Here is a 19,871-nt window from a genome sequence, read left to right on the forward strand (position 1 = left end):
ACCTGCGGTGACGACCAAAACACGTTAGCGGCGGGCTGCTTAAGCGACGCCGAAGCCGCTGTTAAGGCGATTCAGCGAGTACATCCGGCCCTCGGTGGCCAGCGCCAGCAAATTGGGATCGTGTTCCCGGTTACGTTCAAAAACAATCGCCAGCGTCTGACGCATCTGATACTGCTGATCCAGCTTCAGAAGCTTGACGGAATTCTCATAAACCCGCTTCATCCGGCCAGGGATCAGCGTCAGTCCGACGCCTGCCTGCACCAGGCTCAGCATGGAAAAAATATCATTCACGCGCATAACGATTTCCGGCTCAAATCCCGCAATATGAAAAGCCTCTTTAAAGCCGTGATAGGTGGCGAACCCTTCCGCCAGGGAGACGAACTTATGGGTGCGGAAATCGCGCAAGTCCGCGACCTTTTTATTATCCAGCGGAATGGTGCCCGGCGCCGCCAGAAAAATATCATCCTCAAACAGCGGCAGCACCTCAAAGCGGCCGTAGTCAATGTCACTGTCGGAAATGGAAATCAGAATGGCATCCAGGAAACCTTCATCCAGCTTGCCTAAAAGCATCTGGTTTGAATCCATGGTGAGATCCAGTTCAATATCCGGACGGCGGATTTTCATCCCCATAATCAGCTGGGGTACCGTCTCCAGCGTCAGCGAGTAGAGCGTGCCCAGCCTGACCCGTCCCTGACCGATCCCCGCTGTTTTACGCGTCTCTTCCATTCCTCTGGACATCACATCCATCGCTTCCTGGCTGTATTCGCACAGCGTATAGGCGGCGGGCAGCGGCACAAGACTGCGTCCCTGATGAATAAACAGCGGGCAGCGGACGTTCTCTTCAAGCGTATGCAGCGCGCGGTGAACGCTGACGCTGCTTAAGCCGAGCGCTTCCGCCGTCCGTGCGATGTTTCCCCGTTGCATAAAAGCCATAAAAATACCGAGCTTACGAAAGGTAATATCGAGATTATTTTTCATTATTTTATCCGTACCGATTCTGGTCGCTCTGCCGCAGCAAAGCGGGTCCGGTTTGCCCCGTTAAGCCAGCGAAATGCATGTGGCCGGCGTCGGGATGCTCTGAGTGTACAGGCCCTGGTGGATACGGCGTCGCAATGAAATAAAACGAAACATAATCGTCAGACTTCATCTGTCCAGACTGATTAAGCGTAGCCGCATTTCGTCTGGTCGCGGAAACAGATGCTTTGCATGCTAAAGTGGCTGAAAGATCTTTTCCCGGCCTGCTGCCTGGTAGAGGTTTTCTCTGGAGAGTGGATGTTATGACAAGGCAAACCGATCGCATTTCACTTCAACGTTATCAGCCACGCTATCAGCAGGGCGTGGTTTCGCTTATTTTACCGATACAGAATCAGGAGTTTGGCATAGGGATCACTGCTGAGCAGCAGCCGGATCTCAGTGAGATTGAACACTTCTATCAGCGCGGCGGCGGAGATTTCTGGCTGGCGCTGGCGGACGAAAAAGTAGTGGGCTGTATCGGGCTGAAAGATCTGGGCAACCAGCAGGCGGCGTTGCGTAAGATGTTTGTGGCAGAGGGCTACCGGGGAAGCGCAATGGGCGTAGCGGGCGCGCTGTTAAACAAATTGCTCGATCACGCCCGCCAGCAGAAGATCCGGGAGATCTATCTGGGTACCACGGCGAAATTTCATGCAGCCCACCGTTTCTATGAGAAAAATGGCTTTGAAGCGGTCACCATCCCGATGCTGCCCGCCACCTTTCCGCTGATGCAGGTGGACACAAAGTTTTATCGCCTCAGGCTGCCCCGCGAATAACGATCCGGATAGCGACTGGCTTTAATAAGTGCCGTCCGACAAGATGAATCAGACGGGCTTTGCCTGGCTGATTCAGAGGGGATAAGCACATCTTTTCCGGCCTGATAGCAGCAGGGCCAGTCTGGCGACCGGCCCTGATAATGAGCACAGCGGAGCGGTTTTCCCGTTACGGCTGCGACGCCTCTGGGGCACTCATTTTCATCAAATCTTTATCAACAAAGAACAGTCCTTTACCGCTGTTGCCAACCAGCGCCAGCTTATCCAGCACCGATTTAAACAGCGTCTCTTCTTCATGCTGCTCGGCCACGTACCACTGCAGGAAGTTGAAGGTGGAATAGTCCTGGCTGGTCATCGCCGCATGGGCCAGTTCGTTGATTTTCGCGGTAATCAGCTGCTCATGCTCGTAGGCCTGCTCCAGCACTTCGTTCAGTGAATTCCAGGTGACCGGCGGCGCGGCAATCGTGCCCAGCACCGGCATGGCACCGGTATCGCTCAGGTAATTGAACAGGCGCTGCATATGCTGCATCTCTTCTGCCGAATGCTTGCGCAGGAACGCAGAGGCACCTTCAAAGCCTTTATCAGCACACCAGGCACTCATCTGGAGATAAAGATTGGCGGAAAAGAATTCGAGGTTTAACTGATCGTTCAGTCTGGCGGTCATATCGGTCGTCAGCATAGCACTTCCTTACAGAGGGCAAATTTATCCGAAATAGTGGAGGCATTATGCACGGGTGTTGCACAAATAAAAACCGTTTGTTGCGTTTTTCCCTGCTTTTCTTTTAAATGTAACCCTATGAAAGTTAACTGATAATTATTATCACGCTATCGCGACAGGTTCCATTTTATGAATGGTTCTGAGAACGATTGCTATTAGTAAAAGAAGCAAAAAAAAGCGTCCGGACCGCAAGCACAGTAACGGCAAAATGCGTTCCGGCCAGGTTTTTTCGCTTAAGAACTGCAGAGCTGTCTCAGGCATAAGCGAGATGACTGTTGCTAAAAGCATCTTCTGCCTGAAGAGGGACAGTGCTTCCGCCAGGATAAAAAGCAGAGGTCGCCAGACTGTCGGGAAAAAAGAACAGTGTTGTTTTAACAGGCTCAAGCGGTCAGTTAAAAAAAGAAGGAGGGCGTGCAGCGGTTATTTTATGCTGGCGTAAAAAACCAGACGCATAGGGTAGGGAATTTTAAATCTGAAATTGACAGTTTCTTTAAAAAAAATAAAATGACATGTAGCGAAACTGCATTATCCTGCAACAGGATGATTTGATTCGTTAATAAATTTAATTATTCTTTTTTTTATGATTAAAACTCAATCAGATGTTTTAATTCTATCTCAAGACCTTTGGCTAAAATAACGATCACCTCAAGGGTTGGGTTGCGCAAACCTCTTTCAATTCCGCTGATATAGGTGCGATCAAGCCCGCATTTGAGCGCAAAAGCCTCCTGAGACAAGCCTGCCTGCAGCCTGAGTTGTTTGACTCTTTTTCCAAAAAGGATTTTTGGCGCTATTATTTTTTCCATACGCGCAGCATTGCGCTTTGCGGCCTATAAGTCCACGGACTATTAGTCACATTTAACTTGCCTTACTTATAATTGTGACTCATCGTCCACAAAGAAGATCCTTTTAAGAATTAGTCTGTAAAAATAATGAGCGATGCCTCCTCAGGCAAATGAAATAATTAACGCACGTTGAAAAGCGGTCTCTTTTTCAGCGTGCGTTCCGGATGAATTCTGGATAAAGACCTGCGCGAAGCATTCCATGAACATAAACTTAGCAGGCGGTTCCGGCATGCAAACAGCCCGGTGAAGTGAACGGTGTGCTTCTCTGGTCTCTGCGCATCTCACCACAAAGCTTCACTTACTTCCATCGGCATACCACAGTCTGCACAGGCTGCGGCTGAGTAGGCGGAGAGTAAAGCTGCCCGCATCCGTCAGCCTCACCCTTCTCAGCCGGTCTGTTTACGCCGTAGTCTGCACTGTTTGCGCCGGGCTGCGGCTGAGCAAGCGGACAATAAAGCTGCCCGCACCGGCCAGCGTCAGCAGCGTCACCACGCCCTGCCAGCCCGCCCACTCCAGCATCAGACTGCCCAGCGCCGAGCCTGCCGCCATGCCGATAAAGACGCCGGTAAACATCAGGGCGTTGAGGCGGCTTCGCGCAGCTGGCTCAAGACTGAAGATAATGGCCTGATGCGACACGAGCGTGGACTGCACGCCAAAGTCGAAGCCAATCGCGGAGACCACAATCAGCGCCATCTGGGCCGCAGGAGAGAGCAGCGGCAGCAGAAACATCGCCGCGAAGGAGAGCGTCGCCAGCGCGGTACCGATAAAGGTCACAATTGCCGGACCGTGACGGTCAGCCAGCGATCCCGCCAGCGGCGCGGCGAGTGCGCCGGCGGCACCAGCAAGGCCGAATGCGCCGGCAACAGCGCTGCCCGTCTGATAAACATCATGCAGCATCACCGCAAGCGTTGACCAGAACGCGCTGAAGCCCACCGAAAGCAGCGCCTGAGCCAGCGTGGCCCTGCGCAGCGGCTGGTGCGCTTTCCACAGGTGATACATTGATCCGAGCAGCGCCGGATAACGCATTTGGGTGCTGGCGGGCATTGATGGCAGGCTGCGCCATAGCACCAGCGTTATCGCCATCACCATGGTTGCCGCGACGCCGAACATCACCCGCCAGCCGAAATATTCCGCGACGAATCCACTCAGTACCCTTGAAAGTAAAATGCCCAGCAGCAGGCCAGTCATCACCGTGCCGACGGTTTTTCCCCGCTGCGCGGCAGGGGAGAGGGCGGCGGAAGCGGGAACGATATCCTGCGCCATGGTGGCGGTAATGCCAATGGCGAGGCTGGCAACTAATAGCATCACGATGCCGCCGCTGAAGGCGCTGAGCAGCAGCGCAAGCGTCAGCAGCACGCCTTTAATGGCAATAATGCCGCGGCGATCGTGACGATCGCCCAGCGGTGCAAGCAGCAGAATACCGAGCGCATAGCCAATCTGCGTCAGGGTAGGGATCAACCCAACCAGACCGATCCTGGCGTGCAGATCGGTAAGCAGGATCCCCAGCATCGGCTGGCTGTAGTAGATGGAGGCGACGCTGAAGCCTGCGCCGGTTGCCAGCATCAGAACATGGCGGGGAGCAACACGCGTCTCTGCAGAGGCCGTGGTGTGAAGAGTGGTCATCATAAGTGTCCTGAGTGAGATAAGAATCACAGTTTTACTGCTTTATGCCGCCGACGGTAGCCCTTTGCCATGCAGAACTGTTATACGTATGGCGTATGAAAAAAGAGAATCTGTCAGGCATCGATCGTATAGAGCTGATGCAAACCTTTATCCGTATTGTGGAAGCGGGCAGCCTTTCCGCAGCGGCCGCGCGCCTCGCCACTTCACAGCCGACCATCAGCCGCCGTTTACAGGCGCTGGAGCGAATGCTGGGGCTGAAGCTGGTGCAGCGCACCACCCATGAGATGAAGCTGACTGACGACGGTGAACGCTGCTATGTTCACGCCAAAGCGCTGACGGAAAGCTGGCAGATCATTGAGGAAGATTTGCAGGGTGCTGCCGAAGAGCCAAAAGGACTGCTACGCGTGCTGGCACCCCATGCCTTTGGTCAGGATCAGATGATCCTGCCATTGCAGAATTACCTGAGAAGCTATCCGAAGATGACCGTCGAATGGATGCTGAGCGACCGGCAGCCCGATTTCCTGGCGGAGGGAATTGACTGTGCTGTTCACGTTGGCGCGGTCACCGATCCCTCGGTAGTGGCGTTGCATGTGGCGGAGGTGCCGCGCATTGTGGTGGCATCACCTGAGCTTTTTCAGGGAGAGAGCGTACCGACGCAGCCGGCTGCGCTACCGGCCCTTCCCTGGGTGGCGCTGAGTACGTTTTATCGCCGTGAAATCGTACTGCACCAGGATAAAGGGGAACCCTGGCGGGGAGATATTCAGCCCGCGCTGCTGACCGACAGCCTCTATGCCCTGCGCAACAGCGTGCTGGCAGGGATGGGCGTCGGGATCGCCTCATCCTGGCTGGTGCAGCCGGATATTGACGAAGGAAGGCTGCTGCATCTCTGCCCGGACTGGCACGCCGCGCCGCTGCCCATCTTTCTGGTCTATCCCTGGGCGCGCTTCTATCCTGCCAAGCTGCGCAAGTTTATTGCGCTGATGCGCGAAGTGCTGCCGGTGGTAGGCGGCACGCAACTACCCGGCAAATAAACTTACTGATTGCTTATTCTGATCCAGCGCCAGGGCGCTTCGGCCAGTTGCTGATAATAACGACGCAGGCGCGCGGAGGTCAGACTGTTAAGCATCTCCTGCGTCAGCACTGGTAGCGTTAGCTGCTGCTTCTGCCACGCGCTCAGCACCGCATCCAGGTTCTCCGGCAGCGTTTCGCCCTCAACCAGCCGGAGCGTCCGGGCTTTTTCCTGAAGCGCTTCTGTCGTTATCTGGCAGATAACGTCGGCCATTCCGGCGATAAACTCCCCGATCTCCCAGTAAAGTTGTTCAGCGGTAAACGTGGCCGACTGAAGCGCAAACAGCACGCCCGCCGCGCCTGCTGACTGATGAAAGCGACAGCTGACCACATAGCCAGTCTGTTTTTCCATCCTGAACTGCTGAAAAAAAGGGGGTTCAGCAAAGGCGGCAATGAGCTGCCAGGCAGCCAGACATACGGCGTCGTGTTCTGCCAGCGGACAGAAAAGCAGTACTGCCGCGTCAGGGCTTTTGGTCGGAAAGAGATAGCGCGCCGCCTCCTGCGCCTCAGCCTTGAGTTCAGCCGGTGCCTGTGACGCACCGGGGGGCTGAGGGAAGGGGAACTGACCCGGAAAACGGGAAAGCAGCCGCGACAGCGCCAGGTAAAGCGCCTTATCGCCGCCGTAAAGCGTGGCTTCCCAGCCCACAGCAGAGAGGCTGATTGCAGAAAGGGGCGCCGGCTCGTTGAGCAGAAGTGTGCCAGCTGGCCTGTCAGCGCCGGATGAAACAGGGGTAAAGGCATCTGCATGACTTCCTGCCTGCCGCTGGTGAGTAATGGCGAGCGGCAGCGCGGCCAGCAAGGCCCGCACGGCGATATCCCCGCGCTGCTGCTGAGCGGCCCGCCGTGCCAGCCGCTCGCCCAGGGCGATATCAGCAGCGGCGGGAGCGCGGAGCCGGTTGTTCATCTCATTCAGCGCCGCCAGCATCAGCGCCTGGCTGCCGCTCAGCCGCAGCAGCCAGCTTCCCTGACGGCGCTCAAAATGCAGTTCACCGCCCTGATGCCGGCATGCGCCGCTGATTGTCTGCAAAACGGCGTCAGTCAGTGCCGCCTGGGCTGCGGAAAGCCCGCCGTTTATCGGATTTAAGAGCAGCACCGGAGCGCATAACGCGGGAAAATGGCTCAGCGGTACGCGTTCTGCCGGGAGAGAAGGCGGCACGGGCAGCGGGCTGTCGGCAAAAGTCAGTCCGGCGTTCTCCGCCCAGGTATCCGGCACCAGCAATTTTTCCGGGGCACGCCCGGCGCTGAGATTGAGCATAAACCCCTGCACGGTAACACTCTCTGCCACGGCGTCGGCAGAGATGTGCAGACGCGTCATCGTCTCCGGCCTGAGCTGACGCAGCAGATCCGGCCATGCATCTGACTGCGCGAGCATCTCTTCTGTTGCGGGCGGCAGGCCAAAGGCCTGCGCACGTAACCGATCCAGAGAGGAGAGACGGGCGAACCGGCGGCAGGAAAGGGCGGCGTAGTGATGCAGCTGTTGCGCCGTCAGGCTGGACAGCAGCTTCAGCCAGTGGCCGAAAAGCGCCTCCACGGCGGCCGGGACAGATGCTACAGCCTCACTTTTAACATCTGCACTGTCGCACAGATGGAAAACAACGCTAATGACTGCCTGCGCATCGCTGCGATAAGGCTCCAGCAGGTCGATCTCATCGCACAGCCCGTGCGCTCTGAGCGTTGCCAGCAGGCTGTGGCTGGCTGTGTCGCCGAGCAACTCCTGTAACAGGCTGAACGTCTGCGGTTCGGGCGATGCGATAAGAAAACTGAACTGCAGACGTTCCGCGCCCGGCAGTTGCAGCCTGAACTGCCGCTCCGGGCGCAATACCAGCGCGGGCGGCCATGCGGAAGGAGGCAGACGCGCGGTGCTGTCCGCTGCTGACCAGCCCGCCTGCGGGGTAGCCTGCTGAAACTCTCCACCCCAGGTGGCGGCAAGCTGGCGGAGTTCCGCCAGCGACTGTGGCCCTTGTAGCCAGAGCGTCAGCCGCGCCGTATGGAAAAACTGCTGGTGATAGGCCCGCAGCGCCTGCCGCAGCGCAGGCAAATCCTGACCAAAATGCGTCTGGCTGCCGACGTGGAAACGGTGCAGGGGATGAGGCGCGGCAAAAGCCTTGCTGAGGGCGGCTTCACTCAGCGTTTCGCGATGCTGCGCCAGCATGCGATATTCCGCGTCAATGGCCGCGGCTTCCTGACGGATGGCCTCCGTCGTCAGCAGCGGACGCTGTAGCATATCCACCAGTCTCGCCGTGGCGTCAGGCAGATCCGGCGCAGCAACCTCAACGAACCAGGCGGTAGAGGCGGCCTGCGTGGTGGCATTGAGCCGTCCTCCCCTGGCCGGCGTCCAGGCCATCAGCCGCTCTTCGCCCTGAAAGCGCTCGCTGCCTGCAAACAGCACGTGCTCCAGCAGATGCGCCAGGCCCGGCCACGCCTCCGGTTCGTGCAGGCTCCCTGCGGAGAGGTGTACCAACGCTGACGCCTGCGTGGCGCCAGGATCCTGACGCAGATTGACCAGAAGACCGTTAGCCAGCCGGTACTGTGCGGCGTGCATGACGGGAGGTTACTCTTTGAAAATCAGCTGAGAGTTCACGCGGTTGCGGAACTGCAGCTGGTTAATCTGCATGTTAGTGCAGTTTGCCTGCTCGCGCGCGGCGAGGATCTTGCCATGATGCGGCGACTTGGCGCACACAGGATCGGCATTATCGGCATTCCCGGTCAGCATAAAGGCCTGACAGCGGCAGCCGCCAAAATCTTTCTCTTTTTCGGAGCAGGAGCGGCAGGGCTCGGGCATCCAGTCGAAGCCGCGAAACTTATTAAAGCCGAAGGAGTCATACCAGATTTCCTGCAGCGACTGCTCCAGCACCGATGGAAATTGTACCGGCAGCTGACGCGCGCTGTGGCACGGCAGGGCGGTGCCTTCCGGCGTGACGCTGAGGAAAATCGCGCCCCAGCCACCCATGCAGCCTTTTGGACGCTCCTCGTAATAGTCGGGCGTCACAAACAGCAGATTAGCCAGGTTTCCGCTCGCGCTCATTTTTTCACGGTAGCGGTGAACCACGGCTTCGGCACGGGCGATCTGATCGCGCGTGGGCAGCAGGCCTTCGCGGTTCAGCTGCGCCCAGCCGTAAAACTGACAGGTCGCCAGTTCAACGTCGTCCGCTTCCAGCTCAATGCAGAGGTCGATAATCCGGTCAATCTGGTCGATGTTATGGCGATGCAGCACGAAGTTAAGCACCATCGGATAGCCGTGCGCCTTTACCGCTTTCGCCATCGCCAGCTTGGTCTGGAACGCTTTTTGCGATCCTGCCAGCGCGGCATTCAGCGTTTCATCGCTGGCCTGGAAGCTGATCTGAATATGATCGAGACCCGCTTCAGCAAAAGCATCGATCTTTTTCTCGGTCAGCCCAATGCCGGAGGTGATCAGGTTGGTATAAAAACCGAGATCCCTGGCGGCGCGGATCAGCTCGGGCAGATCCTTGCGCACCAGGGGTTCGCCGCCGGAAAAGCCAAGCTGCACGGCGCCCATCTGGCGCGCCTGTTTGAAGACGTCGATCCACTGTGCAGTCGTCAGCTCCTTCTCCTGCTGGGCAAAGTCCAGCGGGTTGGAGCAGTAGGGACACTGCAACGGACAGCGGTAGGTTAGTTCAGCCAGCAGCCAGAGCGGCGGATTGACCTGAGGTTTAAGCAGGTTCACGGAAAATTATCCACTTTTGTTCACAAGCCTGAATAAGAAAGGCTTTTACATCGTCATCCACGCCGCCCGCGTCGGGAAACTGCGCGTTCAGTACGGTAATCACTTCGCCAATGGAACGCTTGCCGTCCACCTGTTGCAGAATGGCGGTAGCGCTCTCGTTAAGCTTCGCCATGCCTTCCGGATAGAGGATGACGTGGCAATCCTGCGCCTGCTCCCACTGTAAACGGTAGCCACGACGAAAGGCAGGAATCTGCTGGTCGTGAATCATCATCAGAGCAGTCTCTCATGGTGCCATGCCATTTTATCGGTCACGGTGTGGTAAGGCGGGCGGTGCAGCTCGTAGGCCATAGTCATGGCATCCAGCATGCTCCAGAGAATATCCAGCTTGAACTGGAGGATCTCCAGCATCCGCTGCTGTTTTTCGACGGTATCGCAATAGGTCAGCGCCAGCGCCAGGCCATGCTCCACGTCGCGATTCGCCTGGCTCAGGCGGCTGCGGAAGTAGCCGTAGCCCTCTTCATCAATCCACTTGTAGTGCTGTGGCCAGCTGTCAAGGCGCGACTGATGGATCTGCGGCGCAAACAGCTCGGTCAGCGAACTGCAGGCCGCTTCCTGCCAGACGGCGCGGCGGGCGAAGCTGACGTAAGCATCAACGGCGAAGCGCACGCCGGGCAGCACCATACGCTGAGATAGTAGCAGATCGCGATTGAGGCCGACCGCTTCACCGAGCCGCAGCCAGGCTTCAATCCCGCCTTCGCTGCCTTCCTGTCCATCATGGTCCAGAATACGCTGCACCCACTTACGGCGCGTCTGCGGATCCGGGCAGTTCGCCATGATCGCGGCATCCTTCAGCGGGATGCTGGTCTGATAATAGAAACGGTTCGCCACCCACCCCTGGATCTGTTCACGCGTGCATTTCCCGTTGTGCATCGCCATATGGTAAGGGTGGTGGATATGATAGTAGGCGCCTTTGGCGCGCAGAGCCTGTTCGAACGCCTCGGGAGACATGGGCTCAGTAGCAATCCTGTCTGACTTCATCGTTATCTCGCTAAAGGTCAATTTGCATACCGTCCTGACTCACTTCGATGCCCAGCTGCGTCAGCGCCTGACGTTCAGCAGAGTCTTCAATCAGGATCGGATTAGTATTGTTGATATGAATAAGAATTTTGCGTCTGGCGGGCATGGAGGCGAGCAGCGCAATCAGCCCCTGCTCCTCCGCCAGCGCCAGATGGCCCATATCTTTGCCGGTGTTGCGGCCCACGCCAGTGGTCGCCAGCTCGTTATCCTGCCAGAGCGTGCCGTCGATCAGCAGGCAGTCCGCTTTTTTCATCCAGCCCAATAGCTCGCTGTCCGGCTCGCCCAGGCCGGGCGCATACAGCAGCGTACTGCCGCTGCGGGTATCTTCAATAAACAGCGCGACATTGTGGCCAGGCAGCGGCTTGCCGCGATAGCGCGAATAGGGCGGCGCATTGCTCAGCAACGGAATGGCGGTAAACCGCAGGGCAGGGCAGACCGCGACGGAAAAGGGAACGCCCGGCTGGATGGCGTGATGGGTAAGCCCACCGTTCCAGTGCGTCAGCATCGGGAAGACCGGAAAGCCGGTACTCAGATCGTCATGCACTTCCGGCGTGCACCAGACCTGATGAGGACAGCCTTCACGCAGGCTCAGAAGACCGGTCGTGTGGTCGATCTGACTGTCGGTCAGAATAATCGAGCCGATGGCGGTGCCGCGCAGCACGTCGGTTTTATGCAGGGCGGGCGTGGCCGCAATCTGCTGGATAATATCGGGCGAGGCGTTACAGAGAACAAAGTTGATACCGTCATCGCTCAGCGCAATAGAGGATTGCGTGCGCGCCGAGGTTTTCAGGGTGCCGTTACGCACGCCCTGACAGTTTCTGCAATTGCAGTTCCACTGAGGGAAGCCGCCGCCTGCCGCAGAGCCGAGAACGTTAATCTGCATGTGTAGACCAGAAAAGAAGAAGGAGAAGATGCCTGCGGCTGACCGCAGGCATAAGGCTTAGCGGTTGGAGATGTACAGCGTGACTTCCAGACCTAAGCGTAAATCAACGAACTGAGGTTTAGTCCACATAGTGAGGCTCCTTTGGTGTTAGCAATGGGTGAAACTGCGAACCTTAAGTTCGGCAGGTAATGCGCTTGTTGTCAAATAGCAAAAATTTGGCGCGCCAAATGTTGCGCTTCTGGTAAAACGATATCAACCCTTTAAGTTGCAGGGGTATAAACTGACTATAGTAGAGAATGTTCCAGCTGGTTCATTCTCCCCAGGTTTTTTTCAGTACGCCCAGCCAGTTACGCCAGCAGATTTTTTCAATCAGCGCCTCGCCGTAGCCCGCCGCCGCCATCGCCGCCGCCAGACGCGGCAGGCCGGCCACATCGCCCAGCGCATCCGGGACGCTGATGCCATCAAAATCGGAGCCGAAGCCGACATGATCTTCACCCAGTGCCGCGATCAGGCCATCCAGATGCCTGACGATATCGCTGAGAGGCGTATCGCCGTTGCGCTGACCATCGGTACGCAGAAACGCCGTGCCGAAATTGACCCCGACAAAGCCACCGCTGGCGGCCACCGCCTCTAGCTGAGCGGCAGTCAGGTTGCGCGGCTGCTGACAGAGGGCGTGAACATTCGAATGGGTGGCAACCAGCGGCGCGCTGCTCTGTTCTGCGGTCTGCCAGAACGCTTTCTCATTCATATGGGAAAGGTCGATCAGCAGTTTTTTCTGATTGCAGATCCGTATCAGGTTAAGGCCTTCCGGCGTCAGTCCGTCACCGCTGTCGGGCGAGCCGGGAAAATCGCCCGTCACGCCGACGCCGAAGCGGTTAGGCAGATTCCACATCGGACCGATGCTGCGTAACCCGGCGGCGATCCAGCCATCAAGCTGGTTCAGCTCGCCATCCAGCGCCTCTGCCCCTTCGATATGCAGCACCATTGCCAGCACGCCCGCCGCCATGCAGCGCTCAATCTCCGCCACGCTCCGGCAGATTTTCGCCCGGCCCGCTGAGCGCGCTTCAATGGCGTGCAGCAGGGCGATTTGTGCGTTGGTGATCGCCAGCGGATCGTGCCGTGCCGGATCGTAGTTCTCGTTGCCCAGCATCACGTAGCGGGCCGGCGGAACAAAAACGGCAAACAGCCCGCCCGCCAGCCCGCCCAGACGAATACGCCGCATATCAAGATGCCCGTCCAGCGTTCCGTCAAGAAACTGACCAACCGGATCGCGGGCAACATCCTGTAACCACAGGCGCAGCAGCAGATCGTTATGTCCGTCGAAAATGGGCGGGGATGAGGCAGGGCGGTGTGGCGTCATCATAGCGGGCAAATTGCGCTTATCCGGTAAGTAAGGGAAGGAGGGATGATACTGCACAATGCGGATAGGGCGCTTCATTAAAACGTGCTGAAAAAAGCGGGAAATTGTCAACGCGGCGCGTCAGTTAACACGACTTTCGATTGTCGTTGCCATCGCGATTCCTTCCGGTAACGGCAGGCAGCCCGGCCAGCGCCGCCGGGCTGCTTCTGCGCTTATTTATCATTATGGCCGAGATCCCGATCGGGAAAGCAGTAGTTTCTGACCCGCTGTTTTAACGCTTTCGCTTCGGGAAAGCCGCCATCCGCCTTGCGATCCCAGATCAGCGCATCGTCAATTTTCACCTGATAAATCCCGCCAGTGCCGGGCACCAGCGTCACCGAGGCGAGATCGGTGCTGAACGTTTGCAGTAATTCCTGAGCCATCCAGGCCGCACGCAGAAGCCAGTTGCACTGCGAGCAGTAGTGGATGGTGATAGCGGGAGAGGTTTTCATGATGCAGGCTCAAAGAAGAAAAGAGCGGACATCTTCGGGTGACCGCGCCGTGCCTGTCAAGCGGGGGTGTTACAGGCGGTCGGCAGGAATTGTGAATAAATTGTGGAGGTAGTTGATATAGTAAATCAAAATCATTATCATTCGCGTTTATAACAGGTCAGGAAATGGCCGATGTCAGTCAGAGTGCGCAGCATCTTTTTTCAGCTTGGTCAGTGGACGCAGTGGAGTCGATACTAATAATGATGAAAGGCGTAGATAAATGCGTAAGACCACTTTATTTCAGGGAGTCATTCACACCTCCGTGCTGTTCAGCACGCTGGCGACAACAAGCTTCAGCTGGGCAGCGGTAACATCCGCTTCTCCGGCACCCGCCGCCGCAACCCCTTCCACCACGCCGCTGACGATCGCGTCCACCAAAGAGGCGAACGAGCCTGTGATGACGGTCAATGCTCCCCGGCTGGAAAAAGAAGCGGGCAGTAAAACCACCATCACCGCCGCAGAGATGCAGCGCAAGGGCGCCAATGATTTTGGTTCGATCATGCGTTATGAGCCGCTGATTAGCGCAACCGGCAGCAGCGGCGGCGCCTCGACGGGCAAAAGCGGCTTCGATCGCGGCGGGTATACGGGCTACAACATTCGCGGGCTGGAGAGCAACCGCGTGGGGCTGGACGTGGACGGTATCCCCTTGCCCGACGCCACTGGGCGCAGCTATGCCAGCCGCGCCGGGCTGAATACCTTTGGTATCGGGCGTGACTATATCGATCCCTATATGTACGGCCAGGTGGATATCGAATCGGGAGCAACCTCAACCGCCACCGCCAATACGGCCATCGGCGGTGCCGTCTCTTTCAGACCAAAATCCGCTGATGACTATATCTCGCCGCTGAAACCCACCTGGTTTGGCTATCAGTCGGATTACGACTCCGCTAACCGCAGCTGGCATAACGGCGTGACCGCAGCGGCGGGCGACGCGTTTCTGCGTGGCGTGCTGGTCTACAGCCGTCGCGATGGCCAGGAAACCCGTAATAACAGCGGAACCGTGGCCGCTTATCCGGCTAACTGGCATTCGGATGCGCTGCTGGCTTCCGGCATCTGGCAGCCGGACGACGAGCATAAATTCACCGGCACGCTGGACTACTACGACAAAACCAACCATACGCATTACGATAGCTGGAACACGGCGGGCAGCGCCGTGCTCGGCACCGCCGAACAGCAAAGTAAAACGCGCCGCTGGGGGCTCACCCTGGCGGACGAGTGGACGCCCGGCAATGCATTTATCGACAGCCTGACCAGTAAGCTTTTTTATCAGCAAACTCAGGCGCACGATAATACCTGGATGCCCACCAGCAGTGGCGCAATGGAGCGCGTCTTCTCTGATTACAATGTGGATACCTGGGGCTTTGATAGCCGCCTGACGACAGTGATGGGGCGTCATACGTTAAGCGGTGGGCTGAATGGGCGCATCAGCGATACGCAGCGTCCCTTCCGCCAGGATCCCGCTCCCAGCGCGTTTACGGCCATCATGCAGCCTCAGTCCGACAGCCGCAGCACCGTGCTGGGCGGCTACGTGCAGGATACTATCCAGTTTGATATCGCCAGCCACGGCTTCGCTGTCGTTCCCGGCGTACGCGTCGCTCATCAGCGCACCAAACCGGAGAATCTTTCCAGCCTGACCAGCGGCAGCACGGTGCTGAACGAGTCGGATCTGGCGGCGTTATACGGTAAGGAGAACGCCGATACGCAGGTACTCCCCTCGCTGAGCCTGAACTATGACATCACGCCCACCCTGATGACCTGGATTCAGTACAAGCGTGGCGCGCAGTTCCCGAACGCGAGCCAGCTCTATGGTTCATGGAACCTCGGTTCTAACTATGCGGGCAGGGCGCAGTATGCGCTGATTGGCAACAGTGAACTGGAGACCGAAACCAGCCACAACCTTGAGTGGGGCATAAAGGGCGAAGTGACAGAAGGCGTCACGCTGAAAACCTCCTTGTTCTACAACACCTATAAGAACTTTATTGCCTATACGCGTTATTCACGTGCCGCTAACCCAGAGCAGTTCGCCAACGTTCCTTCAAATATCTACACCACCTATCAGGCTGAGAATCGCGACAAGGCCTATATTTACGGCGGTGAAATGGCTACCCGCATCAACCTTGGCCGCTGGTTTGAAGAAGTGAACGGCCTCAGCGCCACCTTTGCGCTTGGCTACAGCGAGGGCAAATCGAAATCCCGCTACGCCGGCGACCACTATGTCGATCTTGACAGCGTGCCGCCGGTGAAAGCCATTGCTGGCGTCGCCTGGGACGATCCGGCGAAGCGCTACGGCGCGGCAGTCACCGCAACCTTTGTCAAAGGCAAGCAGGCGACGACAACCAACCGTCAGCGCTATAGCAATAGCGGTACACCACTGGAGGAGGCCACCACGGACTATATGCGCGTGCCGGGCTACGGCATGGTGGATATGACCGCTTACTGGCAGATGGCGAAAAATATCCGGCTTAACGGCGGCATCTACAACCTTACCGACCGCAAATACTGGGACTATCTGAGCAGCCGCGAGCTGATCAACACCAGCAATCAGGACGCCCGGGATATCGCGCTGGCGGTCATGCCTGGCCGTACCTTCCAGCTGGGCGTGAATATCGATTTCTGAGCCAACATCATGTTGCCCTGCAACGGCGCAGGGCGTTAAGGAGAGCCCCGAATATGACTACACTTTTTCAGCAATATCAGGCGTTAAAAAGCGAACATCCAAAAAAATATGCCCGTGAACTGGCCGGGATGCTGGCGGTTAGCGAAGCGGAACTGGTCCAGGCGCGCACGGCGGATGATGCGGTCGCGCTGAAGCCCGATTTCGTTACACTGCTGACGCAGCTGGCGACGGTGGGTGAAACCAAATCGATCGTCCGCAACGACTGGGCGGTACATGAGCAGGTGGGCCGCTACGACAATCTTCATCTTGGGCAGCATGCGGGGCTGGTGCTGAATCCCAGAGCGCTGGACCAGCGTATTTTCATCAGCCAGTGGCAGAGCGTTTTTGCCTTAAATGAGCAAAGTGAACGCGGCATGCGACACAGCATGCAGATTTTCGACGCGCAGGGTGACGCAGTGCTGAAAATTTACGCCACGCCGCAGACGGACCGGGCGGCCTGGCAGGCACTGATCGCGGCCTTTAGCCAGCCAGCGCTACCCGAACTGAAAATTGCGCCAGAAGGGCCGGCAGCCTGGTCCACTCAGCCGGATAACGCGCTGATTGAACAGGAGTGGCGGGCGATGACGGATGTGCATCAGTTCTTTGGCCTGCTCAAGCGCCACAACGTTTCACGTCAGCAGGCGTTTCGCGCCGTTGCGGCCGATCTGGCGAAGCAGGTGGATAACAGCGCGCTGCGGGACGTGTTAGAAATGGCACAGGCGGATGGCAACGAGATCATGATCTTTATCGGTAACCGTGGCTGCGTGCAGATCTTCACCGGCGTGGTGGAGAAGCTGATGCCGGTGGATAACTGGCTCAACATTTTTACGCCGACATTTACCCTGCATCTGCTGGAAAACGGCATCGCTGAAAGCTGGATCACCCGCAAGCAGACCGCAAACGGGGTGGTGACCAGCCTTGAGCTTTTCGCCGCCGATGGCACCCAGATTGCGCAGCTTTATGGACAGCGGACGGAAGGCGAGCCGGAACAGACCCGCTGGCGTGAGCAGCTTGCTGCGGTCGCAGGCGAAGGCGTTGCCGTATGAGAGCCTGGCTGATTGCGCTGCTGGCTTTACCTTTTTCGCTGCTGGCGGAAGAGCGGGTCGTTTCCATCGGCGGTGATATTACGGAGATCGTTTACGCGCTGGGCGCCCAGAACACGCTGGTGGCCCGCGACACCACCAGCCTGCGTCCGGCGCTGGCCACCAAACTGCCTGACGTGGGCTATATGCGTCAGCTCAATGCCGAGGGGATCCTGGCGATGCGGCCAACGCTGGTGCTCGCCAGCGAGCTGTCGAAGCCTTCGCTGGCGCTGACGCAGGTGGAAAAGGCGGGGGTAAAAGTGGTGATGCTGACTGGTGAACCTGCGCTTGCCGCCATTCCTGACAAGATCCGCGCCGTCGCCCGTGCGCTGCACCGGGAAGAGGAGGGGGAAGCGTTAAGTCTGAAGCTGGAAAAACAGATTGCCGGGCTGGTCAGCACGCCGCTTCCCGTCAAGGTGCTGTTTATCCTTAATCACAGCGGTATGAAGGCGATGGGGGCTGGAAGCGGCACGGCGGCAGACGGCGCGATCCGCAGCGCGGGCCTGATTAACGCGCTGGCCGACGTGCCCCGTTACCAGCCGCTGACCCAGGAAGGCATTGTCGCCAGCGCGCCGCAGCTGGTGGTGACTGGCCGTGATGGTCTGCGGGCGATGGGCGACGACGCGCGGCTCTGGCAGCTTCCTGGCCTGGCGCTGACCCCGGCCGGCAGACAGCATAATCTGCTGGCGATCGATGAAATGGATCTGCTGGGATTTGGGCTGGAAACGCCCGCCGCCATTGCCCGGCTGCGTAAAGCCGCAGAGGCTATCCGGCCATGAAAGGGCTGACGGCGCCGCGTGGCCTGCTGCTGATGCTGCTGCTGCTGCTGATGGCCGCACTGATGCTGCTGGCCGCCAATATGGGCGCAATGCGTCTCACATTGCCTGCGGTCTGGCAGGCGGGTTCAGACAGTTTCATCGGGCAGATCTGGTGGAACATCCGTCTGCCGAGGGTGCTGCTGGCCGTGCTGGTAGGTTCCGCGCTGGCGCTCTCCGGCGTGGTGATGCAGGGGCTGTTCCGTAATCCGCTGGCCGATCCCGGCCTGCTTGGCATCAGCAGCGGCGCGATGCTGATGGTCGCGCTGGCGATTCTGGTACCGCTGACGTTGCCCGCCGTGCTTGCGCTGTGGTGGCCGATGCTGGCCGCTTTTGCCGGCAGCCTCGGCGTCACCCTGGTCATCTTTACCCTCAGCCGGCGCGGTGGCACCACGCTCTCCCGGCTGCTGCTGGCCGGTATTGCCATTAACGCCGCCTGCGGTGCCGCTGTTGGGGTGATCTCATGGATCAGCAACGATCAGCAGCTTCGTCAGCTTTCGCTGTGGGGAATGGGATCGCTGGGTCAGGCGCAGTGGTCTACGGTACTGGCCAGCGCCACGCTGATCCTGCCGGCAATGCTGGCTATTCAGTGGCAGGCGCAGCGGCTTAACCTGCTGCAACTGGGTGAAGAAGAAGCGCACTATCTCGGCGTGGCGGTGAGGCGCACGCAGCGGATCCTGCTGCTGCTCAGCGCGCTGGTGGTGGCGGCTGCGGTGGCGGTCAGCGGGATCATCGGCTTTGTGGGGCTGGTGGTGCCGCACCTGATGCGGATGTGTATCGGCAGCAACCATGGCTGGCTACTGCCGGGATCGGCGCTGGCCGGGGCCATTCTGATGCTGGTGGCCGATACGCTTGCCCGCACCCTGGTCGCCCCGGCGGAGATGCCGGTCGGGTTACTGACCAGTCTGCTGGGCGCGCCCTGGTTTTTATGGCTGATCCTGCGCCGTCAGGAGAGCCATTATGAGTGAGATATTACAGGCCGACCGGCTGGGGTATCGCATCGGACAACTGCAGCTGATCGAAGATGTTTCGCTGACGCTTGCCGGGGGGGAGATGGTGTCGCTTATCGGGCCTAACGGTGCCGGAAAATCAACGCTTTTACGGCTGTTATCCGGCTATCTGACGCCCGATAAGGGAAGCTGCCTGCTGGCGGGACAAGCCCCCGGCGCGTGGCCGCGTGAGCGGCTGGCACAAACGCGGGCGGTAATGCGCCAGAAAAGCCAGGTGGAATTCAGGCTGCCGGTCAGGGAGGTGGTGGCGATGGGGCGCGCGCCCTGGCCCGGCGCGATTAACCTGTCGATCGTAGACGAGGTGATGCAGCTGACCGGCAGCGACAGTCTGGCCCGGCGCGACTATCGCTCCCTTTCTGGCGGCGAACAGCAGCGGGTCCAGCTGGCGCGGGCGCTGGCGCAGCTCTGGCAGCCGGACGGGCCGCGCGGCTGGTTGTTTCTGGACGAACCAACCTCGGCGCTGGATCTCTACCATCAGCAACATGCGCTGCGCCTGCTGCACCGGATCACGCGGCAGGGCCAGCTCTCGGTCTGCTGCGTACTGCACGATTTGAACCTGGCGTCGCTCTGGTCTGACAAAATTTTACTGCTGCATCAGGGCCGCCTGGTTGCCAGCGGTACCCCCGGCGAGGTGCTGAGAGAAGAGACGCTGAGCCGCTGGTATCAGGCCGATCTGCAGGTGCATTACCCCGGCGAGACTGATACGCCGCAGGTGATTCTGCGTCGCTAGCGGGAAAA

Annotated in this window: 19 protein-coding genes; 7 read left to right on the forward strand and 12 right to left on the reverse strand. The window is 58.5% G+C overall.

Features of this window, described 5'->3' with window-relative positions; all coding sequences use genetic code 11:
* Window positions 1-39 precede the first annotated feature (39 nt).
* Entirely contained in the window at window positions 40-978 is a 939-nt protein-coding gene (locus EA20_RS0110960; protein ID WP_024966869.1) for a LysR family transcriptional regulator, read from the reverse strand.
* Between the two features lie 299 nt (window positions 979-1,277).
* On the opposite strand from EA20_RS0110960, the gene EA20_RS0110965 reads away from it, so the two are divergent.
* Entirely contained in the window at window positions 1,278-1,787 is a 510-nt protein-coding gene (locus EA20_RS0110965) for a GNAT family N-acetyltransferase (RefSeq protein ID WP_024966870.1), read from the forward strand.
* Between the two features lie 166 nt (window positions 1,788-1,953).
* On the opposite strand, the gene ftnA is transcribed toward EA20_RS0110965, so the two are convergent.
* From ftnA to EA20_RS0110990, 3 genes are all read right to left on the reverse strand, one after another.
* Entirely contained in the window at window positions 1,954-2,463 is a 510-nt protein-coding gene (gene ftnA, locus EA20_RS0110970; RefSeq protein WP_024966871.1) for a non-heme ferritin, read from the reverse strand.
* 623 nt (window positions 2,464-3,086) lie between these two features.
* Complete coding sequence (locus EA20_RS0110980) at window positions 3,087-3,305, reverse strand: helix-turn-helix domain-containing protein (protein WP_024966873.1); 219 nt, start codon at window positions 3,303-3,305, stop codon at window positions 3,087-3,089.
* A gap of 438 nt (window positions 3,306-3,743) precedes the next feature.
* A complete protein-coding gene (locus tag EA20_RS0110990) occupies window positions 3,744-4,967 on the reverse strand; it encodes an MFS transporter (RefSeq protein WP_024966874.1) in 1,224 nt (407 codons plus the stop codon).
* A gap of 95 nt (window positions 4,968-5,062) precedes the next feature.
* Between EA20_RS0110990 and EA20_RS0110995 the strand changes: the two genes are divergently transcribed.
* Complete coding sequence (locus EA20_RS0110995; protein WP_024966875.1) at window positions 5,063-5,998, forward strand: LysR family transcriptional regulator; 936 nt, start codon at window positions 5,063-5,065, stop codon at window positions 5,996-5,998.
* A 2-nt stretch (window positions 5,999-6,000) separates the two neighbouring features.
* Here the strand turns inward: EA20_RS0110995 and pqqF are convergent, their stop codons facing one another.
* From pqqF to EA20_RS0111030, 8 genes are all read right to left on the reverse strand, one after another.
* Window positions 6,001-8,577: a pyrroloquinoline quinone biosynthesis protein PqqF gene (pqqF, locus tag EA20_RS0111000; protein ID WP_024966876.1), complete on the reverse strand. Its 2,577-nt coding sequence runs from the start codon at window positions 8,575-8,577 to the stop codon at window positions 6,001-6,003.
* A gap of 9 nt (window positions 8,578-8,586) precedes the next feature.
* On the reverse strand, window positions 8,587-9,720 hold the full coding sequence (gene pqqE / locus EA20_RS0111005; protein ID WP_024966877.1) for a pyrroloquinoline quinone biosynthesis protein PqqE: 1,134 nt from the start codon (window positions 9,718-9,720) through the stop codon (window positions 8,587-8,589).
* Complete coding sequence (gene pqqD / locus EA20_RS0111010; protein ID WP_369699786.1) at window positions 9,707-9,991, reverse strand: pyrroloquinoline quinone biosynthesis peptide chaperone PqqD; 285 nt, start codon at window positions 9,989-9,991, stop codon at window positions 9,707-9,709. The genes pqqE and pqqD overlap by 14 nt, the downstream gene beginning before the upstream one ends.
* The gene (gene pqqC, locus EA20_RS0111015) at window positions 9,991-10,758 is read right to left on the reverse strand and encodes a pyrroloquinoline-quinone synthase PqqC (protein ID WP_038381578.1); all 768 of its coding nucleotides are present in this window, start codon (window positions 10,756-10,758) and stop codon (window positions 9,991-9,993) included. The genes pqqD and pqqC overlap by 1 nt, the downstream gene beginning before the upstream one ends.
* A 10-nt stretch (window positions 10,759-10,768) precedes the next feature.
* Window positions 10,769-11,680, reverse strand: coding sequence for a pyrroloquinoline quinone biosynthesis protein PqqB (pqqB, locus tag EA20_RS0111020; protein ID WP_024966880.1), 912 nt, complete (start codon window positions 11,678-11,680; stop codon window positions 10,769-10,771).
* Window positions 11,681-11,737: 57 nt separating this feature from the next.
* Window positions 11,738-11,809 (reverse strand): pyrroloquinoline quinone precursor peptide PqqA, encoded by a 72-nt coding sequence (pqqA, locus tag EA20_RS20230; protein ID WP_071995430.1) that lies wholly within the window; start codon window positions 11,807-11,809, stop codon window positions 11,738-11,740.
* Window positions 11,810-11,990: 181 nt separating this feature from the next.
* On the reverse strand, window positions 11,991-13,040 hold the full coding sequence (locus EA20_RS0111025) for a dipeptidase (RefSeq protein ID WP_024966881.1): 1,050 nt from the start codon (window positions 13,038-13,040) through the stop codon (window positions 11,991-11,993).
* A 212-nt stretch (window positions 13,041-13,252) separates the two neighbouring features.
* Window positions 13,253-13,531: a SelT/SelW/SelH family protein gene (locus EA20_RS0111030; protein WP_024966882.1), complete on the reverse strand. Its 279-nt coding sequence runs from the start codon at window positions 13,529-13,531 to the stop codon at window positions 13,253-13,255.
* Window positions 13,532-13,790: 259 nt separating this feature from the next.
* Here EA20_RS0111030 and EA20_RS0111035 point away from each other — a divergent pair, with 259 nt between their 5' ends.
* The 5 genes from EA20_RS0111035 to EA20_RS0111055 are packed head-to-tail and all read left to right on the forward strand — an operon-like array spanning window position 13,791 to window position 19,863.
* On the forward strand, window positions 13,791-16,187 hold the full coding sequence (locus EA20_RS0111035; RefSeq protein ID WP_024966883.1) for a TonB-dependent receptor domain-containing protein: 2,397 nt from the start codon (window positions 13,791-13,793) through the stop codon (window positions 16,185-16,187).
* A 53-nt stretch (window positions 16,188-16,240) separates the two neighbouring features.
* On the forward strand, window positions 16,241-17,272 hold the full coding sequence (locus tag EA20_RS0111040) for a hemin-degrading factor (RefSeq protein WP_024966884.1): 1,032 nt from the start codon (window positions 16,241-16,243) through the stop codon (window positions 17,270-17,272).
* The gene (locus tag EA20_RS0111045; RefSeq protein ID WP_024966885.1) at window positions 17,269-18,087 is read left to right on the forward strand and encodes a hemin ABC transporter substrate-binding protein; all 819 of its coding nucleotides are present in this window, start codon (window positions 17,269-17,271) and stop codon (window positions 18,085-18,087) included. The genes EA20_RS0111040 and EA20_RS0111045 overlap by 4 nt, the downstream gene beginning before the upstream one ends.
* On the forward strand, window positions 18,084-19,091 hold the full coding sequence (locus EA20_RS0111050) for an iron ABC transporter permease (protein WP_024966886.1): 1,008 nt from the start codon (window positions 18,084-18,086) through the stop codon (window positions 19,089-19,091). Before EA20_RS0111045 ends, EA20_RS0111050 begins: the two co-directional genes overlap by 4 nt.
* Window positions 19,084-19,863: a heme ABC transporter ATP-binding protein gene (locus EA20_RS0111055; RefSeq protein WP_024966887.1), complete on the forward strand. Its 780-nt coding sequence runs from the start codon at window positions 19,084-19,086 to the stop codon at window positions 19,861-19,863. The genes EA20_RS0111050 and EA20_RS0111055 overlap by 8 nt, the downstream gene beginning before the upstream one ends.
* Window positions 19,864-19,871 lie beyond the last annotated feature (8 nt).

It is taken from the genome of Pantoea sp. IMH (assembly GCF_000599885.1).
GTDB lineage: Bacteria > Pseudomonadota > Gammaproteobacteria > Enterobacterales > Enterobacteriaceae > Erwinia.

Coding starts and splice junctions, on each gene's coding strand:
- pqqF (WP_024966876.1), bottom strand. CDS start 8,577: ATGCACGCCGCACAGTACCGGCTGGCTAACGGTCTTCTGGTCAATCTG.
- pqqD (WP_369699786.1), bottom strand. CDS start 9,991: ATGATGATTCACGACCAGCAGATTCCTGCCTTTCGTCGTGGCTACCGT.
- EA20_RS0110980 (WP_024966873.1), bottom strand. CDS start 3,305: ATGGAAAAAATAATAGCGCCAAAAATCCTTTTTGGAAAAAGAGTCAAA.
- EA20_RS0111040 (WP_024966884.1), top strand. CDS start 16,241: ATGACTACACTTTTTCAGCAATATCAGGCGTTAAAAAGCGAACATCCA.
- ftnA (WP_024966871.1), bottom strand. CDS start 2,463: ATGCTGACGACCGATATGACCGCCAGACTGAACGATCAGTTAAACCTC.
- pqqB (WP_024966880.1), bottom strand. CDS start 11,680: ATGCAGATTAACGTTCTCGGCTCTGCGGCAGGCGGCGGCTTCCCTCAG.
- EA20_RS0110960 (WP_024966869.1), bottom strand. CDS start 978: ATGAAAAATAATCTCGATATTACCTTTCGTAAGCTCGGTATTTTTATG.
- EA20_RS0111035 (WP_024966883.1), top strand. CDS start 13,791: ATGCGTAAGACCACTTTATTTCAGGGAGTCATTCACACCTCCGTGCTG.
- pqqC (WP_038381578.1), bottom strand. CDS start 10,758: ATGAAGTCAGACAGGATTGCTACTGAGCCCATGTCTCCCGAGGCGTTC.
- EA20_RS0111045 (WP_024966885.1), top strand. CDS start 17,269: ATGAGAGCCTGGCTGATTGCGCTGCTGGCTTTACCTTTTTCGCTGCTG.
- EA20_RS0111025 (WP_024966881.1), bottom strand. CDS start 13,040: ATGACGCCACACCGCCCTGCCTCATCCCCGCCCATTTTCGACGGACAT.
- EA20_RS0110990 (WP_024966874.1), bottom strand. CDS start 4,967: ATGACCACTCTTCACACCACGGCCTCTGCAGAGACGCGTGTTGCTCCC.
- EA20_RS0111055 (WP_024966887.1), top strand. CDS start 19,084: ATGAGTGAGATATTACAGGCCGACCGGCTGGGGTATCGCATCGGACAA.
- EA20_RS0110995 (WP_024966875.1), top strand. CDS start 5,063: ATGAAAAAAGAGAATCTGTCAGGCATCGATCGTATAGAGCTGATGCAA.
- EA20_RS0111050 (WP_024966886.1), top strand. CDS start 18,084: ATGAAAGGGCTGACGGCGCCGCGTGGCCTGCTGCTGATGCTGCTGCTG.
- EA20_RS0111030 (WP_024966882.1), bottom strand. CDS start 13,531: ATGAAAACCTCTCCCGCTATCACCATCCACTACTGCTCGCAGTGCAAC.
- EA20_RS0110965 (WP_024966870.1), top strand. CDS start 1,278: ATGACAAGGCAAACCGATCGCATTTCACTTCAACGTTATCAGCCACGC.